We start from the raw sequence: 20,810 nt of genomic DNA on the forward strand, positions 1-20,810 counted from the left end.
AAACAGGGATGTCTACCGTTGCAGCCGATCATCGATACTGAACTTTGGCTGGCGCGCAAGCGCAGGGCGCTGGCCCACCCCGTAGCCGGCGCGGATTTTCTGATGCGGCGGGCGGCGGAAGACCTTGCCGACCGGCTCGGCGCGGTCGAGCGGAAATTCGGCAAGGCCGCGGTGCTGTTTTGCCAGACGCCGGACGCAACGGACGTGGTCGCTGCAAGCGGCAAGGCAGCGGAGATCGTGCGCGTCGAGGCAGATCCAGCGTTTCTGGACGGCCGGCCAGGGCTGATAGCACCGCTGGAAACAGTGCCGTTCCAGCCGGAAAGCCTCGACCTCGTCGTTTCACTTCTGTCGTTGCAGGCGATGAACGACATTCCCGGCATGCTGGTGCAGATCCGCCGCGCTCTGCGGCCCGACGGGCTTTTCCTCGGCGCCTTTGCCGGCGCCGGCACGCTTTCCGAATTGCGCGAAAGCCTGCTCGCCGCCGAGACCGAACTCTATGGCGGCGCCAGCCCGCGTGTCATCCCCTTCACCGATGTTCGCGACGCCGGCGCACTGCTGCAGCGCGCCGGACTGGCGCTGCCGGTGGCCGACGTCGAAACGGTGACCGTCCGCTACGATACCCTCTTCGACCTCATTGCAGATCTCAGGGCGATGGGCGAAACCAGCGCGCTGACCGATCGCAGCCGGCGACCGGGAGCGCGAAAGCTTTTTACCCGTGCCGCCGAAATCTATGCCGAACGCTTTTCGGACGCTGATGGCCGCATCAGGGCAAGCTTTTCCATCGTCTGGATGTCGGGCTGGGCGCCCGATGCCTCGCAGCAAAAGCCCTTGAAACCGGGTTCGGCGAAGGTCTCGCTGAAGACGATACTGGAAAACCCCGGCGGGCGGTGACGGCGCTCCGGATCAGTGCTCGGCGAAGGCGTTTGCGAGCCTGCTGTTGTTGTCGCTGAACAGAAACTGGATCGCATTGCTGGCCTTGCCGACACCCCCGACGATGGCAAGCGACAGCACCGCAACGATCAGGCCATATTCAATGGCCGTGGCGCCTGTTTCGTCCTGCAAAAATCGGCGCAGCAATGGCTTCATGATCGTCGATCCCTCTCATCCCCGACCATATCGCCGACCTGTTAAGAAAGGTTAACGGCACAAGCTTAACAGGCTGTGAAATGGGCCTGCGTTGAGGAAGTTCTCAAGCTGGTGTCGACCTTGTTGGTCAGCAGTCGCCGCTGCGTTGGCCGTCGGCGCGGATGATGCAGACTGAGTTCGGTGAGGGCTGCAGCACGCTTCTGCGCAGCGTATAGGTGGCCCGCGAGCCGATCGAACCCGTGCTCATCGGGTCGAGACCGCCTGCAAGAGCATCGCGGCTGGACGATCGCGTCTGGTTGTCCAGCACGGGGACCGCGATCAGCGCCAGCGCCACTGCGGCCGAGCCGAACAACAGCGTGACGCGCAATAAGCCGACGCCGGCGGCGCGAAAGCTGCGATCTGGCCGGATCGAGTCCCATTCCCTGTCGAGGCTCATGCAATCGCTCCCCGCGAACCCGCTTTGCCGCAATTTTTCACGACGAGATAAATCTTCCATTAACGCTGGCTAGATCAGACCGCGAAATGGCTTTGTATCACAACAGGTCGATGAGGAACTGGATTAGCGGCGCGTCGGCCGGCGGCATGGGATAGTCGCGCATCTGCTTTGGCCGCACCCATTTCAACGCCTGCCCTTCCCTGGGCTGCGCGATGCCGCGGAAGCGGCGGCAGACGAACAGGGGCATCAGGAGATGGAAATCATCATAGGAATGGCTGGCGAAGGTGAGCGGCGCCAGGCAAGGAATGTCAGTCTCGATGCCGATTTCTTCCTGCAGTTCGCGGATCAGGCATTGTTCCGGCGTCTCGCCTGGCTCTACCTTGCCGCCGGGAAATTCCCACAGGCCGGCAAGCTGTTTGCCCTCGGGCCGCTGCGCCAGAAGCACCCGCCCATCGGTATCGACCAGCGCGCACGCGGCGACCAGCAGCAGGCGTTTGCCGGTGATCTCGCTCATGCGCCCGGCGGCCGGCGATAGTGGTAGCGATAGACTTCGTCGAAGCCCAGCGAGCGATAGAGCGCCAGCGCCGGCGCATTGCCGGCCTCGACCTGCAGCCAGGCTTCGCGAGCGCCACGCAGCCTCGCCCACTTCAGCGCCGACAGGATCAGGTTGCGGCCATGGCCCTGATTGCGCGCCGACTTGGCGGTGGCGATCTCGAACAGACCGGCAAGATCGCCGTCATGGACGCAGATCAGCACCGCCAGAGGGTCGGCCCCTTCCTCCAGCGCAAACAGCCCGACTTCGGGTTGGATAGCGCCGATGATTTCCGAAAGACCGGGCCGCAGCGATGCATCCGAGCCGCTGACCTTGAGCGACGCGCCGAGAAAGCGGCTGATATCCTTCAGCGGAATCTGGTCCATGGCCGGCGCCAGTTGCGCGTCCGCCAGCGGCAGCCGCATCACCAGGGATTCGTCGAATGTGCTCCAGCCCTCATTGTCGAGATGCTTGGCTAGGTCCGGCCCCGACAGCGGCGAGATGCGGAAGGTCAGCGGCCTGCCATAGGCGTCGAAGCGCCGGCGGGCGCGGCCGATGCGCTCGGCAATGTGCTGGGTGTCGCCGGGATCGAGCGGGTTGACCGAGTTCAGCCGCTTGGCCGGATGGCCGGCTGTCAGCCGCACCACCCAGGTGCCGTCATAATGCACGGCCGCCGCCGGCCAGGCGCGAAACCCCGCAGCCTCGTAGCGGCGCACGATGGCGAGCATGCTTGCCGGATGCCTGGAAGCCAACTCCATCAGCTCCGGTAATCGCCATTGATGGCGACATATTCCTTGGTGAGGTCGCAGGTCCACACCGTCGCCTTGCCGCGGCCGATACCGATATCGGCGCGGATGCGAATGTCGTCGCGCTTCATATAGGCCGAGGTCGCTTCCTCGGAGTAGCCCGGGTCGCGTTCGCCCTCATGCGCCAGACGGTTGTCGCCGAACCAGATCGACAGCCGGTCGCGATCGGCCGGCTCGCCGGCCTTGCCGACGGCCATGACGACGCGGCCCCAATTGGCGTCCTCGCCGGCAACCGCCGTCTTGACCAGCGGCGAATTGGCGATGGACAGCGCGATGCGCTTGGCCGAGCGCGCCGATTTGGCGCCGGTAACGGTGACTTCGACCTGCTTGCGGGCGCCCTCGCCGTCGCGCACCACTTGCAGCGCCAGCGATTTGAGCACCTTGCCCAGCGCCCGGCGGAAGGCGCCGAGACGGGCATCCTTGGGATCGCTGATGGCGGGCGCGCCGCGCTTGGCAGCGGCTCCGGTGGCGAACAACAGCAGCGTGTCGCTGGTCGAGGTGTCGCTGTCGACGGTGACGGCGTTGAAGGTCTTGGCCGTGCCGCGCGACAACAAGTCCTGCAGCACGGGGGCGGCGATCGGCGCATCGGTGGCGATGAAGGACAGCATAGTCGCCATATCGGGCGCGATCATGCCGGCGCCCTTGGAGATGCCATTGATGATGACGTCGGTGTCGCCGAGCTTGACCGTCGCTGTCGCCACTTTCGGATAGGTGTCGGTGGTCATGATGGCCTTTGCCGCCTCGGTCCACAGATCCGGCTTGCCGTCCTTGACCAGTCCGGCCAGCAAATGGCTGAATTTGGTGGTGTCGAGCGGCTCGCCGATTACCCCGGTAGAAGCGAGGAACACTTCGCCTGGCGTGCAGCCTGCGGCCTTGGCCGCGGCCTCGCCGGTCAGTTGGGTGGAGGCGCGGCCCTTCTTGCCGGTGAAGGCGTTGGCGTTGCCGGAATTGACCACAAGCACCCGCGCCTTGCCGGCGCCAAGGTTCTCGCGGCAGAAGTCGACCGGCGCCGAGGGGCATTTCGACTTCGTGAACACGCCGGCAACCGCTGTGCCGGCATCGAAGACTATGGCCAAGAGGTCGGTACGGTTCTTGTACTTGATCCCGGCCTCTGCGGTGGCGATGCGCACGCCCTCAATGGCAGGCATTTTGGGATATTTCTTCGGCGCGAGCGGCGAAATCGTTGCGTACATTGGGGACCTCGGGCGACGGAAAAACGCTAGGCGAAGGCCGGTTTGCCCGATAGCACGGCCCGGCGCAAGGGCGTTTTCTTGGCCGCCGCTGTGGGCAAGCCACCAGGGATTAAGCTTGCATTTCAAATCCGTTGGCGTCGGCGGGGCCTCTGGCGTTATGATATCGGCCATGGGCAGGCTGGTGATCTTGGCGGTGGCGTTTATGGGGCTTTTGCTCCTGAGCGCCGATGCGCAGCCGGAACGGCGCGTGGCGCTGGTCATCGGCAATGGCACCTATGCCGAAGCCGGCACGCTCACCAATCCGGTCAACGATGCGCTCGATATTGCCGGCAAGCTGCGCTCGATCGGCTTCGACGTCATCGAGGGCAACGATCTCGGCAAGCGCGAACTCGAGCGCAAGATCGGCGAATTTTCCGATGCGCTGGAAGGTGCGGGCGTCGGGCTTTTCTATTACGCCGGCCACGGCTTGCAGGTGGAAGGGCGCAACTACATCGTGCCGGTCGACGCCCGGCTCGACATGCCGGTCAAGCTGCAGCTCGAAGCCGTGCCGATCGACGAAGTCCTCGACATCATGGAGCAGCAGACCAAGGTCAGCCTGGTTTTCCTTGACGCCTGCCGCAACAATCCCTTTGCCCGCAGCCTGAGCCGCACCGCCACCACGCGCTCGGCAACGGCGCTTGCCGGTCTGGCGCAGTTCGATTCGACGCGCGGCTCCTTCATCGCCTTCTCGACGGCGCCAGGCGCTGTCGCCATGGACGGCACCGGGCGCAATTCGCCGTTCGCCGCCGCCCTGCTGCGACACATGGCCGAGCCCGGCCAGAGCATCAACGACATGATGATCGCGGTGCGCCGCGACGTGGTCTCCGAAACCCGCGAGGGACAGCGCCCATGGGAACAGGGTTCGCTGCTCGAACGGTTTGAGTTTGTGCCCGGCGGCGAAACGGTTGCACAGCCGAAGCCCGCCGTCCCCCCGGCGCCCGAAACAAAGGTTGCGGCACTCGAACGGTCTGTAGGCGACGACAAGACCGCAATCGAGAAATTCCTGCGCGACGACTATCTTGCGCCCGATGCCGCGGCGATCGGCGAGACCGTCAAGCGGCTCTATGCGCCTTCCGCCACCATCTTCGGCACGCGCTATGACAGCGACGCCGTCGTCAAGCTCAAGACGGACTGGTTCGCGCAATTTGCATCCTGGTCGTTCAGTCTCGAGCCCGGCAGCCTCAATGTGACGCGGCAGGGCGAGAACCGCGCCGAAGCCGTGTTCGCGATGAGCTACGACTATATGTCGAAAGACAAATCGGCGGCGCGCATGACCGGCAAGGCACGAGTCGCGCTTGGGCTGGTGAAGAGCGACGGCCAGTGGCGGATCGACTCGGAAACCTCGCAAGTGATGAACTGAAAATCCCCGCGAAGGGCGAATGTGAGACCCGCTTCTACAAGCGCTGGAAACGGGCCGTTTCGTTTGCCTGCCAGCTCACCTATATTGTCGGCGAGATTGTTGGCCAGGATTGCCGGCGAGATTGTTGGCGAGGACAGACATGGGCGAGGATCCGGCGCGCAGATCGATCGGGGCGCGGCGCAACCCAGACAGCGCCGAGGCCATTCTCGAGGCCGCGGAGGCGGTGCTGGTCGAGGCCGGCTATGCCGGCTTCTCCATAGAGGCCGTGGCGCGGCGGGCGCGCGCCGGCAAACCCACGATCTATCGCTGGTGGCCGAGCAAGGCGGCCCTGCTGTTAGAGGTCTACAAGCGGCAAAAGCGTGTCGACGTCCCCGATACCGGCAGTCTCGAAGACGACCTCGTCGGTTTCCTGAGGAACCTCTTCGCGCATTGGCGCGACACATCCTCGGGCAGCGTATTCCGCTCGCTGATCGCCGAGGCCCAGTCGGACGAAGCGGCGGCCGCGGCCCTGACTGGCTATGCCGATGGGCGCGTGTCCCACACCGCTCGGATCATCGAGCGCGCCAAGGCGCGCGGCGAGGTTGCGGCCGATGTCGACGCAGCGCTGGTCGCCGACCTCATCGCTTCCTATGCCTGGAAACACCTTTTGACCAACCGGCTGGACGAAGATGAGGCGACAATCCGTGCCACTGTCCGCTATGTGATGTCAGGCATCTCCCGCAATTGAAAAGGGCGCCGAACGGCGCCCTTTGCATGTTTTTTCGGTGCCGGCCTTACTTGCCGGCTTCCATCGTGTCGACGGCCTTCTTCAGATTGGCGTCGGGGATTTCGACCTTGGCGGCGCCGCGCAGCTGCTTGACCAGTGCGAAATACTTGTCGCGGATCACCGCCTGCTTGGCCTGGTCCTTGACGTCGTCGAAGGCCGGCGGCTGTTTGGTGCGCTTGTCCTCGAGCTTGATGACATGCCAGCCGAATTGCGTTTGCACCGGCTCCTTGGTGTATTTGCCGATTTCGAGCGCAACTGCCGCCTTGTCGAATTCCGGCACCATCTGCCCCGGGCCGAACCAGCCGAGATCGCCGCCATTGGTTTTGCCCGAGGGATCGCTGGTATGCTCGTTGGCGAGCTTCTGGAAGTCGGCACCGCCATCGAGCTGCTTGATAATCGCCTCGGCCTCTTCCTTCGTCTTCACGAGGATGTGACGGGCATGAATCTCATTGACCGGCGGCGTGCTGGCGATTTCCTGATCGTAGCGGGCGCGCACCTCGGCATCGGTAACCTTGTCGACGACGCCCTTCTCGACCATCTCGCCATGCAGCGCGCGCTGCTGCAGGAACGCCATGCGGCGCTGGAATTCGGGATCCTTGTCGAGCCCAGTAGCGACCGCCTGGGCGGCCATGACGCGGATTTCGATGGCCGCCGAAAGGGCGGCGGCGCGGCGCTGCTCGGGTGGCAACTGCGAGAACTGCTGCGACAGCTCGCCCTCGGCAAGCCCAAGGTCCGCCTCGGTCAGCTTCTGGCCATTGACGGTAGCGATAACGGCGTTCGGATCGACGGGGGCTGCCGCCGGCGCTGCTGCGGCATCGGCCGGGGCGGGAGCGGCTTCCTGGGCCATCAGCGGAGACAGCGACAGGGCCGACAGGCCGAAAGCCAAGCCAAGGCTGGCGAGCGACGCACGGCGAAACAGTAAGGACATCAAGATTAACTCCAAGGGGGGATTGGTAGGGCTTGCAGATCAGCCGGATTGTGGCGGAATTTGGCGCTGCCCATAGGGCTAACGCGGCGTTGACATCAGTTGAGCCCCCTCTTATCTGTCCAACGACTTTGCGTCCAGAACCGTTTTCCGGGCGCTTTTTGTGTTTGTCCGCGTTTCACGCGGAATTGATGGGGCCGGCCGGCGCTCATCTCAAAATTGAGAATTCTATCGAAAGGACCATCGGATGGTCAGTCTCGGCGGTCTCGCCCGTAAGGTTTTCGGTTCCTCCAACGATCGTCGCGTAAAATCGACCCGGCCGCGTGTCGAGGCGATCAACGCCATGGAAAACGAGATGCGGGCGCTGTCCGACGCCGAGCTTCAGGCCCGCACGGAAAAATTCCGCCAGGATATCGCCAACGGCGCTACGCTCGATGACCTGCTGGTGCCGGCCTTCGCCACCGTCCGCGAGGCATCCCGCCGCGTGCTCGGCATGCGCCCGTTCGACGTGCAGCTGATCGGCGGCATGGTGCTGCACAATGGCGGCATCGCCGAAATGCGTACCGGCGAGGGCAAGACCCTGGTCGCCACCCTGCCCGTTTATCTCAACGCGCTTGCCGGCAAGGGCGTCCATGTCGTCACCGTCAACGACTACCTTGCCACCCGCGACTCCGAATGGATGGGCCGCGTCTACAAATTCCTCGGCCTCTCGGTCGGCGTCATCGTCCATGGCCTGTCCGACGAGGAACGCCGCGTCGCCTACGCGTCCGACGTTACCTATGCCACCAACAACGAGCTCGGCTTCGACTATTTGCGCGACAACATGAAGTATGAGCGCGCGCAGATGGTGCAGCGCGGCCACAATTACGCGATCGTCGACGAAGTCGATTCCATCCTGGTCGACGAGGCGCGCACGCCGCTGATCATTTCCGGTCCGCTCGAGGACCGTTCGGAAATGTACAACACCATCGATGCCTTCATGCTGCAGCTCGGCCCAGCCGACTACGAGATCGACGAGAAGCAGAAGACCTCGATCTTCACCGAGGAAGGCACCGAGAAGCTGGAAAACCTGCTGCGCGCGGCCGGCCTGCTCAAGGGCGAGTCGCTCTATGACGTCGAGAACGTCGCCATCGTCCACCACGTCAACAACGCGCTGAAGGCGCACCGGCTGTTCCAGAAGGACAAGGACTACATCGTCCGCAACGACGAGATCGTCATCATCGACGAATTCACCGGCCGCATGATGCCGGGCCGCCGCTATTCGGAAGGCCTGCACCAGGCGCTCGAAGCCAAGGAGCATGTGGCGATCCAGCCGGAAAACCAGACGCTGGCCTCCGTCACCTTCCAGAACTACTTCCGCCTCTACAAGAAGCTTTCCGGCATGACCGGCACGGCGCTGACCGAGGCCGAGGAGTTCGGCAACATTTACGGCCTCGAAGTCACCGAGATCCCGACCAATCTGCCGGTCATCCGCAAGGACGAGGACGACGAGGTCTACCGGACGGTCGAGGAGAAGTACAAGGCGATCGTCAAGGAGATCAAGGAAGCGCGCGCCAAGGGCCAGCCGACGCTGGTCGGCACCACCTCCATTGAAAAATCCGAGCAGCTGGCCGAGCGCCTGCGCAAGGAAGGGTTCAAGGATTTCGAGGTGTTGAACGCCCGCCACCACGAGCGCGAGGCCGCCATCGTCGCCCAGGCCGGCAAACCCGGCGCCATCACCATCGCCACCAACATGGCGGGACGCGGCACCGACATCAAGCTCGGCGGCAACGCCGAGATGCGCATCGAGGACGAACTGGGCGACATGCCTGCTGGTCCCGAGCGAGAGGCGCGCGAAAAGGAAATCATTGCCGATGTCGAGCGCCTGAAGGAAAAGGCGCTAGCCGCCGGCGGCCTCTACGTGCTCGCCACCGAGCGCCATGAATCGCGCCGCATCGACAACCAGCTCCGCGGCCGCTCCGGCCGCCAGGGCGACCCCGGCCGTTCGAAATTCTTCCTGTCGCTGCAGGACGATCTGATGCGCATCTTCGGCTCCGAGCGCATGGACGGCATGCTGCAGAAGCTTGGCCTCAAGGAAGACGAGGCCATCATCCATCCGTGGATCAACAAGGCGCTGGAAAAGGCGCAGAAGAAGGTCGAAGCGCGCAACTTCGACATCCGCAAGAACCTGTTGAAATACGACGACGTCTCGAACGACCAGCGCAAGGTGGTGTTCGAGCAGCGCATCGAATTGATGGACGGCGAAGGCCTGTCCGAGACGATCGCCGAGATGCGCGAAGGCGTCATCGAGGAGATCGTCACCAAGAACATCCCCGAAAACGCCTATGCCGAGCAGTGGAACGTCGCCGGCCTCAAGGCCGAGGTCGCCGAATTCCTCAATCTCGACCTGCCGGTCGAGGACTGGGTCAAGGAAGAAGGCATTGCCGAGGACGACATCCGCGAGCGCCTGACCAAGGCCGCCGACGCCGCCGCCAAGGAGCGCGCCGAGCGCTTCGGCCCAGACGTGATGAGCTATGTCGAACGCTCGGTGGTGTTGCAGACGCTCGATCATCTGTGGCGCGAGCACATCGTCAACCTCGACCATCTGCGTTCGGTCGTCGGCTTCCGCGGCTACGCCCAGCGCGACCCGCTGCAGGAATACAAGAGCGAGGCGTTCGAGCTGTTCCAGGCGCTGCTCGGCAATCTGCGCCAGGCCGTCACCGCCCAATTGATGCGCGTCGAACTGGTCCGCCAGGCCGCCGAAGCGCCGCCGCCCGAAGCGCCTGAAATGTTCGGCAGCCACATTGACGGCACCACGGGCGAGGACGATTTCGAGGGTGGCGAGACCGCACTTCTGGTCCGCCAGGAGAGCAACGCCATCGTCGCTCCCGAAGACCGCGATCCGAACAACCAGGCGACCTGGGGCAAGATCGGCCGCAACGAAGCCTGCCCCTGCGGCTCCGGCAAGAAATACAAGCACTGCCACGGCGCGTTTGCTTGATCATTAGGTCGGCGGGACAGCACCCCCCTCTGGCCTGCCGGCCATCTCCCCCTCAAGGGGGGAGATCACGCAGTTGCGGGCCCCACTTCCTTTTCAACTTCGACAATTGGCGAAAGCCTTGATCACAGCCAATCTCCCCCCTTGAGGGGGAGATGTCCGGCAGGACAGAGGGGGGCGCGAAGGATCGCGACCTCTCGGTCCAACCCTCGTCAAAACCTCACAACAACCCCGAATCGCGCGCGGTCGCTGTCGCCTCGCCGCGCGACACCGCATCCAGCTTGCCCAGCACCGCCGAGACATGGTGATCGACCGTCTTTGGCGAAATCGTCAATTGCTCGGCGATCCGCTTGTTTGACAGGCCGCGTTCGATCAGCTGCAGCACCTGCATCTGGCGCAAGGTGAGGCCGGCGAGGTTGGCGCGCGTCGAGCGGCGCGGGCCGCGGGCGATGCCGCCAACGCCGTTCTTGCGCATGATATCGCGCAGGCGCTGGGCTGCCGGCCTTGCCCCCAGGCCGTCGAAAATATCCAATGCCAGCCGCTGCCCCTCGTCGTCGCCGAGGATGAGCGCCAGTCCGCGCTCGTATGGCGCATTCAATTCGGCCCAGAGTGCCGAAGCCGAACGCCAGTCGCCGGTCAGAAGCAGCCGGTATGGTGTCGCCATGTCGGCGGTGTCGCCGGCCGGCATATCGGGAGAGAGCAATGTTCGCCACAGAGCCAGCTCACCGACATGGGCACGCGAGCGCACCGGCGTTTCGGCGCGGGTGATCAGCGCCAGCGCCTCTTGCCTGTCGGCCAGGCCCAGCCATGCCTGCTCCGCCATCAGCGCCGCGTAAGAGCTCAGCATCTGCAGGTCGCCGCCGCTTCCGACCAGACGCGCCATTTCGGCGAACAGCGGCTCGGCCGAGGGATCACCGCGCCTCAGGCGCAGTTTCGCCAGTGCCAGCAGCGCCGGAAACCGGCCCACGGTGGTTGTCCGCTCATTGTCGATGACATCGCTTGCCGTCGCGGCGGCCTCATCCCATTGGCCCTGACGCAGTTGCACATCGGCCAGCATGCCCCTGAGATAGTCGCGCCAGGTGCCGAGGTCGTTCTCGGTGCAATAGTGGATGCCGCTCTCGAGCACCGGACGTGCCGCGTCGTAGCTCATCTGGGTGATCTCGAAACAGGCGCGGTTGGTGAAGGCGCGCGCGGCATGTTCCTGGAAATTGCCTTGGAGCGCAATTTCAAGGCTTTCGTCGAGGCGCAGGCGTCCGGCATCCGGATTGAGCCACTGCTCGACGCAGCCGACATTGTTGAGGGCATGCGACGCGATGTCGGGACGGTTCATGCGCGCAGCCAGCGCCGCTGCCTTCTCGCCATAGAACAGCGTGTCTTCCACCCTCTCCGAAAGCATCGCCAGATGCGAAAGGTTCGAATAGGCCATGGCGAGTTCGGGACCGGCGGGAGCCGCTTCCAACATAGCCACAGCCTCGGCGCCGAAGGCGGCCGCCGCCTCGCGGTCATCGCCCATTTCGCTCAGCCGGGAGAGCCATCTCAGGCTGTCGCCCTCCTTCAGCCTGTTGCCGTCTGCCTGATGCAGTCGGCGCGCCTCGCCCTGCGCCGCAAGCGCGTCGTCGATCTTGCCGATGAGATGACACTCGAACGCATGGCTTTCGTAGAGTACCGCACGTTCCGTGGCCGGCAGGCTGTCGGCCTGCTGCAAGGCGATCTCGTAATAGCCGGCGGCATCGCGATGGGCGCCGACGCGCGACGCCTCGCGCGCGGCGATTGGCGCAAATTCGCGCACCGCCGCCAGATTGTGCGCCTCGACCGCATGATGCACCAGGCGGCCTGTGGAGACGTCGCCATTTTCGAGCAGTGCCGCCAGCGCACGCTGGTTGAACTGCCGCCTGTGCGACGTCGTCAGCATCATTTCGATGGCGCGTCGCGCGATGTCGTGGCGGAAGGCGTAGCCGTCGCCCAGATCGTCAAGCAGGCCGTTGGCGACACACTCGGCCAACTGGCCGGCGCTGGCGACGCCGCACAGGCCCTGCAGGGCCCAGGCGTCGGCGCGGCGCGGAAACACCGACACCGCGTCGAGCATGGCCCGGGCGCCAACCGACAGCCGCTCGGCCCTTGCCAGCACGGCGTCGCGCACGCTTGCCGGCAGCGCCGTTTCGTTTTCGGCCGACAGCAATTCGGTGACAAAGAAGGCATTGCCTGCGGTCGCCCGGTAGATGGCGTCGCCATCGCGGCCGGCCGCATCGGCGAGCGACAGCACGGCCGCCTGGCTGAGCAGCGGCACGTCGATGCGCGCCACGCTGCCGGCCGGGATTTCGCCCAGGGCGCGGCGTACCCGCATCTGTCCCTCGCTGCGGTCGGTGCGCGCCGTCAGCAACAGCAGGATGTGGGTGTTGACGATACGCCGGCCGAGGAAGCGCACGAAATCGAGCGTCGCATCATCGGCCCAGTGCAGGTCTTCGATGATCAGCAGGCACGGCCCCTTGGCCGCAAAAGCGTCGAGCGCATCGGAAAACAGCGGCAGTCTCTGCCCATGCCGGGCGTCGATTGCGCGCGGCAGCGCCCATTGCGCCTCACGGGCCAGATCGTAAAGCGGCCCCAGCGGATCGGGGATCGACAGATCCTCGCAAGCGCTGCGCAACGTCGCCGCGCTCTCTCCGACACGGGCCGCGAATGCCTCGACAAGCGCCGTCTTGCCGGCGCCGGCCTCCCCGGCCAGCACGGCGACGCGGCCATGGCCGCCTATTGCATCGCCAAGCAGGCTCTCCAACTGCTGCAGCTGCGTCTGCCGTTCCAGAAGCATCATTATCATCGTCTCATACGATCGGAGTTTTCCCACCATGGCGGGCCGCTCACGATTAGCCCGTGAAGAAAGCGACGCAATGTGACTTTGCACACATTGCCGTGCCTCTTTCCACAAAGAACGACGCCAATATAGGGAATCGTCCCGCCAAATATGGGGAATCGTTCCGATGCGCGGGCCGGGCCGGCGTGGTCAACGTCCAGCCGCGCTCCGATCGAGCGTGAACCAATGGAAAAGGAAACCTTCCATGCCTCGCTACCTGATTGAACGCACATTTCCGGACGGCCTCAACATACCGATGACCGACATCGGCGCCAGCGCGGTGGGCGGCGTCGTCATGCGCAATGCCGAAAAGGGCGTCACCTGGATCCAGTCCTTCGTCACGCCCGACAAGAAGCACAGCTTCTGCATCTACGACGCGCCGACGCCCGAAGCTATCCGCAGCACCGCTCAGAAAAACTCGCTGCCGGTCGACAAGATCACGGAGGTGCGGGTTCTTGACCCTTACTTTTACCTCTGATCCTGCGTTCGGTCGCCACGGTGATGAGCATCAAACTGTCCTTCGCGGCCATGGCGAACTGCCTGATGGCCTGCCGCTCGGTGGAATCGGGCCTGTCCTGGGAAAGACCGGCCGGCCAACCTCCGTGCTCGGCCGTCTATGGCGGTTCGCGTCGAAGCTGCCTGCGTATCTGTCTGAAAGGCGGCGCTTGCCCCCGGAAGGCGACTATCTGAGGCGCGACATCGGGCTATCGGAGCGGGACGTCCCGCAGGAATATTGGCAATATTACTTTTGGGATCGTTGATTTTTCACGGTTTTTAAGGGCTGCGGCCAAAGCCCGACAACGGAAGCCGCATCGCATGAACCGGGACGGACAAACCAAATCCTAAACCAACGCCGCAGCTTCGGGCAGCCTGATCGGCCGCCGTCGCCTCGAGCGTCAACAAACGGACGGAAGACCATGACCATAACTCTTTGGACGACACGCTTCGCGGCTTTCGCCGCCATCTCGATCACGGCGGGTGCGGCCGCCCAGGCGCACGACGCCAACCCGCTGGCCGAAAAGGTGCGCGCCGCCAACAGCCGCTTCGAAAATGTGGCAGCCGCCACTGCCGAAGGCTATGCCCCCATCCCTTGCGCCAGCGGCATCACCGGCGGCGCCATGGGCATCCACTATGTCAACGGCGCCTATCTCAAGGACGATGCCGTCGATGTCGCCAAGCCCGAAGCGGTGATGTACGAGCCGACGGCCGACGGCAGCCTGAAGCTGATAGCGGTCGAATACATCACCTCGAAGGGCCCGGCCTCGCTCGAAGGCCAGCTGTTCAACTTCAACAGCGCCCCCAATCGCTACGGCCTCGGCCCGTTCTACGAATTGCATGTCTGGGCCTGGAAACAGAACCCGACCGGCGCTTTCGCCGACATGAACCCGAACGTGTCCTGCGACGCGATGAAGGGGATGTGATCTTCCCCATGTGACACCTCTGGCATCGGACACCCGGTGCCTGGCCATCCCCCTTGGCGGGGAGGGGCGAGCGAAACGCCGACCGGCTCCCCAGTCTTCCCCGGCGTTCGCTCGCCTTTTATGCCGCCCTCGTCGCCAAACCCAACGCTGTGATGTACGGGCCGGTGGCCACGGAAGGCGTTTCCATCTCCCTTGTGGCGTTGTGACCGCAACTATGCTATGCTTATCGCCATGGTGCTGATTTGCGCCGATAACCCGCCGCCGAGGCGGGTTTTTCGTTTTCCTAGGTGATTCTCTGCTGTTTGCTTAACGACGCTTCGGCTTGGCGCATCCGTTCTACGCCGCCTTCAGCCGCACCATTTCGGCCTCGTCCGCTCCACCCGATAGGAACACGCCATCAACACGCTGGTGGCGCGGAAATATCCGGCGCAATCCGGTTCAACGGGGCGAACATGGCTGACCAGCTACAGCACATAGACGCGGTGCTATTGATCCTTGGCTACAGGGGCGACCCGTCGCAGATCACGCGGTTGCGACGCCAGCCCAGCCGCTTCCGCCAGGGCGAGCTTTACCGGTTGATCCTGAAGTGCGAGGCGGAAGGCAGCAAGACCAACAAGGAACGGCCCGGCGCATTGTCGCAATGAAAGGCTCGGAACCGTCGCTTGTCGAACGGGTAAAGCAGTGCGTCAATAACGCCACGGTCCGGCGGCGTCGCAAAAACAAAAGCAGCGGGCAACCTAAGCCGCCCGCCGCTCATTAACGGTCCGTTAGGCCGCTTTCTCAAATGCTGTCTTGAACACAGCGTTCGTGACAAGGAGCTTTGTCCATGCCGCACTCTTGGCTTCGATCACCAATAGAAGGTCCTCTGGACCGAGAATGGTTTTCACCCGATCACGGAGCTGCGCAGCCGTACCCGGATAATCAACCCACCATACTGTTTCGAGGATTCGGCCCCGGTTTACCACCAGCGCCTTCAGGAAGTCGTCCATCTCCTTGTGAGACGGACGAGGCCCATTCAAGTCGTATGTGAGAACGAAGTTCGCCATTTAAGCAGCCCTCCGCTTCAATGCGGCAACATGTTCGGCACCTTCGTGTTTTCGTCCTTTGAGAACGTCATTCACGCGGCCCGGATTGACGGCGTAGACGGCGGCAATGTGATGCTGATATTGCCCAGCCCAATGACGTAGCCAAACGTCGACTGCATCATCATATGTAAGCTGGTATGGTGGTTTGTTGTCTGTCGTCATTATCCTAAACTCCTTTTAGGACGCTTGGACGACTTGACAGCGAGTCGATTGCGAGTAGGGTCCCGCCTGTACATACCGACTAGCCGCAAGCCGTTCAAAGCACTGCGGTTACCGATACGGAGCCGGGGTTGCGAGCCCCGGCTTTGTCGTATCAGGCGAGAGGATGTATCCCCTCACGGAATGGATAAGAGTCTCGGGTCGGGCTGGAGTCAAGGCAGCGCCAAGCATACCCTGCCACAATATATTGTAAGGGCGAAAAAGATCTGTATATTCAGAGGCTTGGTTGGTTCCTCCCACCGCGCCTATTTTTGCGATCTTTGCATATTTTTCTCTCCTATAACCTGATTCTGGTCGACTCGTCTAGATTGTGCACTGCACAAACTACAACCTGATTCGACGCGAACCTAGCGTTGCCAGTACCCAGCCCAAACGCGGCTCACTGCATGATTGAGCGCGACGCCAGGCAGGGCATTGGCATTTCCGCCATTTGACCCGCGACGGTGATCCTCAAGCCATGCGGCCTGATTGGCGTACTGGTGGAGGTAGCGGTGCGAAACGTGGTGGTGCTGGCCAGCGCCCATGCGACGCAGGCGACTGAAATAGCTTTCCACCATGTTCGTATGTTTGCCGTGGCAGCCGCTGTAGCTTTCCGAATGGTTAATGCGGGTCGACGCAAATTCGCCTTCCAGCACGCCCCAACGGCTCGCCTCGCGGCAAACAGCTTGGTGCCAGCCAACATGCGCGCGGGCAACGTCCACGCCTTCGGCTTCGCGGTGGCCTATGAACGTCAACGTGCGCCAGTGCGCTCGCGCACTGCGATGACAACGCGGCGGCGGCCTGACTGGTTCGCTTTCACGCGACGCCCTTGCGGTCCTCCACGCGGTCGCTGGGCGCACACGCCGCCGAAGTAAGCGGCGTCAATCTCGACCTCGCCTTCAAGGGTTTCGTTCTTGGCTTCAGCCGACAGGGCTTCGCGTAGCTCGTGTGAAGCACAAAAGCAGTCTCGTACTGCACGTCCAGATCGCGAAAACTGGACGGCCGACATGCCGCTCCGTTCCGGCGCATCCGTTTCTACTACGCCAAAGCACCGTCTGTGGCACGATCTTGCGGTACTGTGAGAAGGGGAAGCGCACCCGCACCTGCCCACCCTTTCTTAATGTGTCTCCGCTACACCGAAACCTTGGAAACAGGCGGAAAACGGAGAGACATCGGGGTGCGCTTTTCCGCGGCGACGACGGCCGGGCGGTTCTTGCCGCAGCGCTTGGCGCTGCGCATAGGGCCGTTGCTTGGCCGCATCGATGCGGTGCTGTTCACCGCCGACGAGCGCGGCGAAGCCGGGCGCATGTCGCTGATCGCCTTTGCCATCCGCATCGTCAGCGCCGTCATCGCCTTCATCAGCCAGGTGCTGATGGCGCGCTGGATGGGCTCGTTCGAATACGGCATCTTCGTCCTCGTCTGGGTGACGATGGTCATCGTCGGCAACCTTGCCTGCCTCGGCTTCCACACTTCGGTCATCCGCTTCATCCCCGAATACCGCGAACGCAACATGCTCGCCGAACTGCGCGGCATCGTAGTCGCCAGCCGCCTGTTCGTGCTGATTGCCTCGACCGCGATCGCCGGACTTGGCGCACTGGGCGTCTGGCTGTGCGCGAACTGGATCGAGAGCTACTATGTCATGCCCTTTATCCTCGGCCTGTTCTGCCTGCCGATGATTGCCATGGGCGACCTGCTGCAAGGCCAGTCACGGGCCAATTCCTGGGCGCTGTTTGCCTTGTCGCCGACCTATCTGGTGCGGCCGGTGCTGATCCTGGCGCTGATGGCGCTGATGCTGGCAATGGGCTATGCGCCCGACGCCAGGACCGCGATCTTCGCCTCGATCGCCGCCACCTACGCCACCACGCTCGGCCAGATCATCGGCGTGACCACACGCATGGGCAGGAATATCCCGGCCGGGCCGATGAAGGTGCATTTCGCCGAGTGGTTCATCGTCTCGCTGCCGATCTTCCTGGTCGAGAGCTTCTTCTTCCTGCTCACCAACGCCGACGTGCTGATGGTCGGCGCCTATCTCCAGCCCAATGACGTCGCCGTCTATTTCGCCACCGTCAAGACGCTGGCGCTGGTGCATTTCGTCTATTTCTCCGTCAAGGCCGGTGTTGCCCAGCGCTTTGCGCAGTTCACCCACGGCGAGCCGGAAAGGCTCGCCGCCTTCGCCCGCGAGACCGTGTCGTGGACCTTCTGGCCGTCGCTGCTGATGGCGCTGCTGGTGCTGGCGCTCGGCGAGCCGATGCTGGTGCTGTTCGGTCCCGAATTCACCGCCGGCTATCCGCTGCTGTTCCTGCTGGTCTTCGGCGTCGTGGCGCGCGCCGCCGTCGGCCCTTGCGAAAGCCTTCTGACGATGAGCGGCAACCAGAACATCTGCGCCGCCGTCTATGCCACGACGCTGGCCTTCAACATCGGTCTCAACGTGGTGCTGATCCCGCTCTTTGGCCTGTGGGGGGCGGCGATCGCCACCAGCCTCGCCATGGTCTTCGAGGCCAGCGCCCTGTCCTTCACCGTCTGGCGCAAGCTCGGCATCGTCATGCTGATCTTCGTGCCCGCTGCCGAGGAAGCCGCCTGATGGCCGCCATCCCGCTGATCGAGGAAACCAGCGGCGGTCCGGCCGGCGCCATGGTGTCCGGCCTTGCCGGCCTGGCGCGCGACGCCGATCCGGCGCACCTTGAGATCCTCGCCAACAACCGGCCGCTGCGCAAGCTGGCGATCTATCCGGCTTCGGCCGGCTTCGAACTGGTCGAGGAACTCGACTATCTGTGCACCCGCACGATCGAGCCCAACGTTTTCTTCAACCCGCGCTTTCTGGCGCCGGCCATGCCCAGGCTGGAAGATCGCGAGGTCAAGCTGGCGGTGATCCGCGACGGCGACGAATACCGCAACCGGCTGCGCCTGCTGGTGCCGTTCTCGGTCGAACGGCCGGCCGTGCCGCTCGGCGTTCCGGTGATGCGCACCTGGTCGAGCCCGTTCGGCCCGATCGGCACGCCGCTGGTCGACCATGACGACCCGATCGGCGTCGTCGAGGATTTCTTCGGCATGCTGTCGCGGCCGCATCTGAAGCTGCCGAAGGTCTTCGTGCTGCCCGACATGCGCCTCGACGGCCCGTTGGCCAGCGTGCTGGCCACCGTTGCCGAGACGCGCGGCCTGACAATGGTCACCACCGGCAAGGCGGACCGGCCGGTGCTCGAAAGCACCCTCGACGGCGAGGCCTATTTGAAAGCATCGCTGCGCGCGCACCACTACCGCGAATTCCGCCGCCTGAAACGGCGCCTGGGGGATCTCGGCAGGCTGGAACATATCGTGGCGCGGGGACCGGACGAAATCCGCCACGCCATCGAAAGTTTCCTGACGCTGGAGGCGGCCGGCTGGAAGGGCCGCGAGCGCACCGCCATGGCCATCGACCGCTACCGCGCCGCCTTTGCCCGCGAAGCCGTGCACCGGCTGGCCGAGCACGACATGTGCCGCATCCATTCGCTGACGCTGGACGGCCGCACGATCGCCTGCCTGGTCGTCTTCGTCGAAGCCGGCGTCGCCTACACCTGGAAGACCGCCTATGACGAGACGCTGGCGACCTATTCGCCGGGCACGCTGCTGATGATCGAGGTGACCAGGCAGCATCTCGACGACCCCAACATCATGATGACGGATTCCTGCGCCGTGCCCGACCACCCGGTGATGAGCCGGCTGTGGAGCGAGCGCAAGCCGATGGGCTCGCTGGTGATCGGACTGACGCCGGATGCCGACCGCCTCGCCCGCCAGGCCGCCTCGCAGCTGCATCTCTACCGCGAGACCCGCAACATGGCCCGTCTGCTGCGCAACCGCGTGAAGAGTTTGCTGGGACGGCGATAGCCACTGGATCAACGGCAAGACACCAGCTATGGCTCCGGCGGCAATTTCGGCCGGCCTTCACGACAAGCCATCCTGATGATCAGAACCTTTTTGCGTCACGCCGGTCCCCGTGCGGCCTTTTTGCTGCTTGCGCTGCTGCCTGTCCGCGCCTGGGCCGATAGCTGTCCCGAGGATTGCAGCGAGCCCGCGCCGTCCATCAACATCTACAGCCACACCGCCGCCAGCCATCTCAGCCCGGCCACGCTGGGTGCACTGCCGCGCGTCTATGTGCCGAACCGCTCCTCCAACAGCGTCACGGTGATCGACACCATGACACTCAAGGAAGTCGACAGGTTCCCGGTCGGCAGCAAACCGCAGCACGTCGTGCCGTCCTGGGACCTGAAGACGCTCTGGGTCGCCAACAATGGCACCGGCAAGAACGGCAGCCTGACGCCGATCGACCCGATGACCGGCAAGCCCGGCCCGCAGATCGCCGTGGACGATCCCTACAATTTGTATTTCATGCCGGGCGCGGCCATCGTCGTCGACGAAGCCCTGGAGCGGCTCGATTTCCGCGATCCTCACACCATGGCGCTAATGTCGAGCCTGCCGACGCCCACTTGCCCCGGCATCAACCACGCCGAATTCTCGGTCGACGGGGCCTACGCGATCTTCACCTGCGAATACGGCAATGGCGGATTGGCAAAGATCGACCTGAAGAACCAGAAGGTGCTTGGCCATCTCGACTTCTCGAAAATGGGCATGCCGCAGGACATCCGCCTCTCGCCCGACGGCAAGGTTTTTTACGTCGCCGACATGATGAATGACGGCGTGTTCCTCGTCGATGGCGACAGTTTCAAGGAAATCGGCTTCATCCCGGCCGGCATCGGCGCCCATGGCTTCGTCGTCAGCCGCGACGGCAAGCGGCTCTATGTCTCGAACCGGGGCTCGCACAAGATGGAGCAGGGCCAGGCAAAGGGACCGGGCAGCGTGACGGTGATCGACTTCGCTACCCGCGCGGTCGTCACGCAATGGCCGATCCCCGGCGGCGGCAGCCCCGACATGGGCAACGTCAGCGCCGACGGCAAACAACTATGGCTGTCCGGCCGCTTCGACAGTGCCGCCTACATGATCGACACGACATCAGGCGCGGTGACCAAGTTTCGGGTTGGCTCAGAGCCGCACGGCCTGACGGTGTGGCCACAGCCGGGGCGGTATTCGCAAGGGCATACGGGGAATATGCGCTAAGTCCGTGTTCGAGGCGCGGCTCGAACGCAAAAGGTCGCAAGGGCAACCGC

The 20,810-nt window shown here is 63.8% G+C and carries 20 protein-coding genes and 1 pseudogene; 11 read left to right on the top strand and 10 right to left on the bottom strand.

The features are described from left to right. Positions 1–18: 18 nt before the first annotated feature. Positions 19–891 carry a methyltransferase domain-containing protein gene (locus NKI15_RS12585; protein WP_352514745.1) on the top strand — a complete coding sequence of 291 codons (873 nt, stop codon included), beginning with the start codon at positions 19–21 and terminating at the stop codon, positions 889–891. Positions 892–903: 12 nt separating this feature from the next. Here NKI15_RS12585 and NKI15_RS12590 read toward each other — a convergent pair whose 3' ends face one another. From NKI15_RS12590 to argJ, 5 genes are all read right to left on the bottom strand, one after another. After that, the gene (locus tag NKI15_RS12590) at positions 904–1,086 is read right to left on the bottom strand and encodes a Flp family type IVb pilin (RefSeq protein WP_023672984.1); all 183 of its coding nucleotides are present in this window, start codon (positions 1,084–1,086) and stop codon (positions 904–906) included. Between the two features lie 127 nt (positions 1,087–1,213). Continuing rightward, positions 1,214–1,522 (bottom strand): hypothetical protein, encoded by a 309-nt coding sequence (locus NKI15_RS12595; protein ID WP_023686679.1) that lies wholly within the window; start codon positions 1,520–1,522, stop codon positions 1,214–1,216. A 97-nt stretch (positions 1,523–1,619) separates the two neighbouring features. Then, the gene (mutT, locus tag NKI15_RS12600) at positions 1,620–2,036 is read right to left on the bottom strand and encodes an 8-oxo-dGTP diphosphatase MutT (RefSeq protein ID WP_023685791.1); all 417 of its coding nucleotides are present in this window, start codon (positions 2,034–2,036) and stop codon (positions 1,620–1,622) included. Further along, positions 2,033–2,782, bottom strand: a complete 750-nt coding sequence (locus NKI15_RS12605) for a GNAT family N-acetyltransferase (RefSeq protein WP_352514792.1) — start codon at positions 2,780–2,782, stop codon at positions 2,033–2,035. Before NKI15_RS12605 ends, mutT begins: the two co-directional genes overlap by 4 nt. A gap of 29 nt (positions 2,783–2,811) precedes the next feature. Beyond that, positions 2,812–4,053, bottom strand: coding sequence for a bifunctional glutamate N-acetyltransferase/amino-acid acetyltransferase ArgJ (argJ, locus tag NKI15_RS12610; protein ID WP_023704293.1), 1,242 nt, complete (start codon positions 4,051–4,053; stop codon positions 2,812–2,814). Between the two features lie 169 nt (positions 4,054–4,222). Between argJ and NKI15_RS12615 the strand changes: the two genes are divergently transcribed. After that, positions 4,223–5,452 (top strand): caspase family protein, encoded by a 1,230-nt coding sequence (locus NKI15_RS12615; protein ID WP_023704294.1) that lies wholly within the window; start codon positions 4,223–4,225, stop codon positions 5,450–5,452. Positions 5,453–5,591: 139 nt separating this feature from the next. Beyond that, positions 5,592–6,179 carry a TetR/AcrR family transcriptional regulator gene (locus NKI15_RS12620; RefSeq protein WP_023704295.1) on the top strand — a complete coding sequence of 196 codons (588 nt, stop codon included), beginning with the start codon at positions 5,592–5,594 and terminating at the stop codon, positions 6,177–6,179. Between the two features lie 46 nt (positions 6,180–6,225). Here NKI15_RS12620 and NKI15_RS12625 read toward each other — a convergent pair whose 3' ends face one another. Beyond that, positions 6,226–7,146, bottom strand: coding sequence for a peptidylprolyl isomerase (locus NKI15_RS12625; RefSeq protein ID WP_023686683.1), 921 nt, complete (start codon positions 7,144–7,146; stop codon positions 6,226–6,228). 244 nt (positions 7,147–7,390) lie between these two features. Here NKI15_RS12625 and secA point away from each other — a divergent pair, with 244 nt between their 5' ends. Next, positions 7,391–10,123, top strand: coding sequence for a preprotein translocase subunit SecA (gene secA / locus NKI15_RS12630; RefSeq protein WP_023672992.1), 2,733 nt, complete (start codon positions 7,391–7,393; stop codon positions 10,121–10,123). A 217-nt stretch (positions 10,124–10,340) separates the two neighbouring features. Here the strand turns inward: secA and NKI15_RS12635 are convergent, their stop codons facing one another. After that, positions 10,341–12,929 (bottom strand): helix-turn-helix transcriptional regulator, encoded by a 2,589-nt coding sequence (locus tag NKI15_RS12635; protein ID WP_352886177.1) that lies wholly within the window; start codon positions 12,927–12,929, stop codon positions 10,341–10,343. Positions 12,930–13,173: 244 nt separating this feature from the next. On the opposite strand from NKI15_RS12635, the gene NKI15_RS12640 reads away from it, so the two are divergent. From NKI15_RS12640 to NKI15_RS12655, 4 genes are all read left to right on the top strand, one after another. Then, the gene (locus tag NKI15_RS12640; protein ID WP_023673765.1) at positions 13,174–13,446 is read left to right on the top strand and encodes a DUF4242 domain-containing protein; all 273 of its coding nucleotides are present in this window, start codon (positions 13,174–13,176) and stop codon (positions 13,444–13,446) included. Then, positions 13,424–13,729, top strand: a complete 306-nt coding sequence (locus tag NKI15_RS12645; protein ID WP_081731383.1) for a hypothetical protein — start codon at positions 13,424–13,426, stop codon at positions 13,727–13,729. The genes NKI15_RS12640 and NKI15_RS12645 overlap by 23 nt, the downstream gene beginning before the upstream one ends. A gap of 156 nt (positions 13,730–13,885) precedes the next feature. Continuing rightward, a complete protein-coding gene (locus tag NKI15_RS12650; protein WP_023673764.1) occupies positions 13,886–14,389 on the top strand; it encodes a hypothetical protein in 504 nt (167 codons plus the stop codon). A gap of 452 nt (positions 14,390–14,841) precedes the next feature. Next, entirely contained in the window at positions 14,842–15,033 is a 192-nt protein-coding gene (locus NKI15_RS12655; RefSeq protein WP_352738049.1) for a hypothetical protein, read from the top strand. 123 nt (positions 15,034–15,156) lie between these two features. Here NKI15_RS12655 and NKI15_RS12660 read toward each other — a convergent pair whose 3' ends face one another. The 3 genes and pseudogenes from NKI15_RS12660 to NKI15_RS12670 all read right to left on the bottom strand — a co-directional run. After that, the gene (locus NKI15_RS12660) at positions 15,157–15,435 is read right to left on the bottom strand and encodes a hypothetical protein (RefSeq protein WP_352738047.1); all 279 of its coding nucleotides are present in this window, start codon (positions 15,433–15,435) and stop codon (positions 15,157–15,159) included. Beyond that, complete coding sequence (locus NKI15_RS12665; protein WP_352738044.1) at positions 15,436–15,636, bottom strand: hypothetical protein; 201 nt, start codon at positions 15,634–15,636, stop codon at positions 15,436–15,438. 404 nt (positions 15,637–16,040) lie between these two features. Beyond that, positions 16,041–16,662 (bottom strand): annotated as a pseudogene (locus tag NKI15_RS12670) (IS1595 family transposase); the annotation flags it as partial. A 187-nt stretch (positions 16,663–16,849) separates the two neighbouring features. On the opposite strand from NKI15_RS12670, the gene NKI15_RS12675 reads away from it, so the two are divergent. The 3 genes from NKI15_RS12675 (at position 16,850) to NKI15_RS12685 (ending at position 20,760) form a co-directional block, all read left to right on the top strand. Then, complete coding sequence (locus tag NKI15_RS12675) at positions 16,850–18,253, top strand: lipopolysaccharide biosynthesis protein (protein ID WP_352886180.1); 1,404 nt, start codon at positions 16,850–16,852, stop codon at positions 18,251–18,253. After that, the gene (locus NKI15_RS12680) at positions 18,253–19,533 is read left to right on the top strand and encodes a GNAT family N-acetyltransferase (protein ID WP_023673759.1); all 1,281 of its coding nucleotides are present in this window, start codon (positions 18,253–18,255) and stop codon (positions 19,531–19,533) included. Before NKI15_RS12675 ends, NKI15_RS12680 begins: the two co-directional genes overlap by 1 nt. Positions 19,534–19,608: 75 nt before the next feature. Continuing rightward, positions 19,609–20,760 (top strand): YncE family protein, encoded by a 1,152-nt coding sequence (locus NKI15_RS12685; RefSeq protein ID WP_352543171.1) that lies wholly within the window; start codon positions 19,609–19,611, stop codon positions 20,758–20,760. Positions 20,761–20,810 lie beyond the last annotated feature (50 nt).

Origin of the sequence: Mesorhizobium sp. M0862 (genome assembly GCF_040319795.1) — a bacterium.
In the GTDB taxonomy this organism is placed as follows: Bacteria; Pseudomonadota; Alphaproteobacteria; order Rhizobiales; family Rhizobiaceae; genus Mesorhizobium.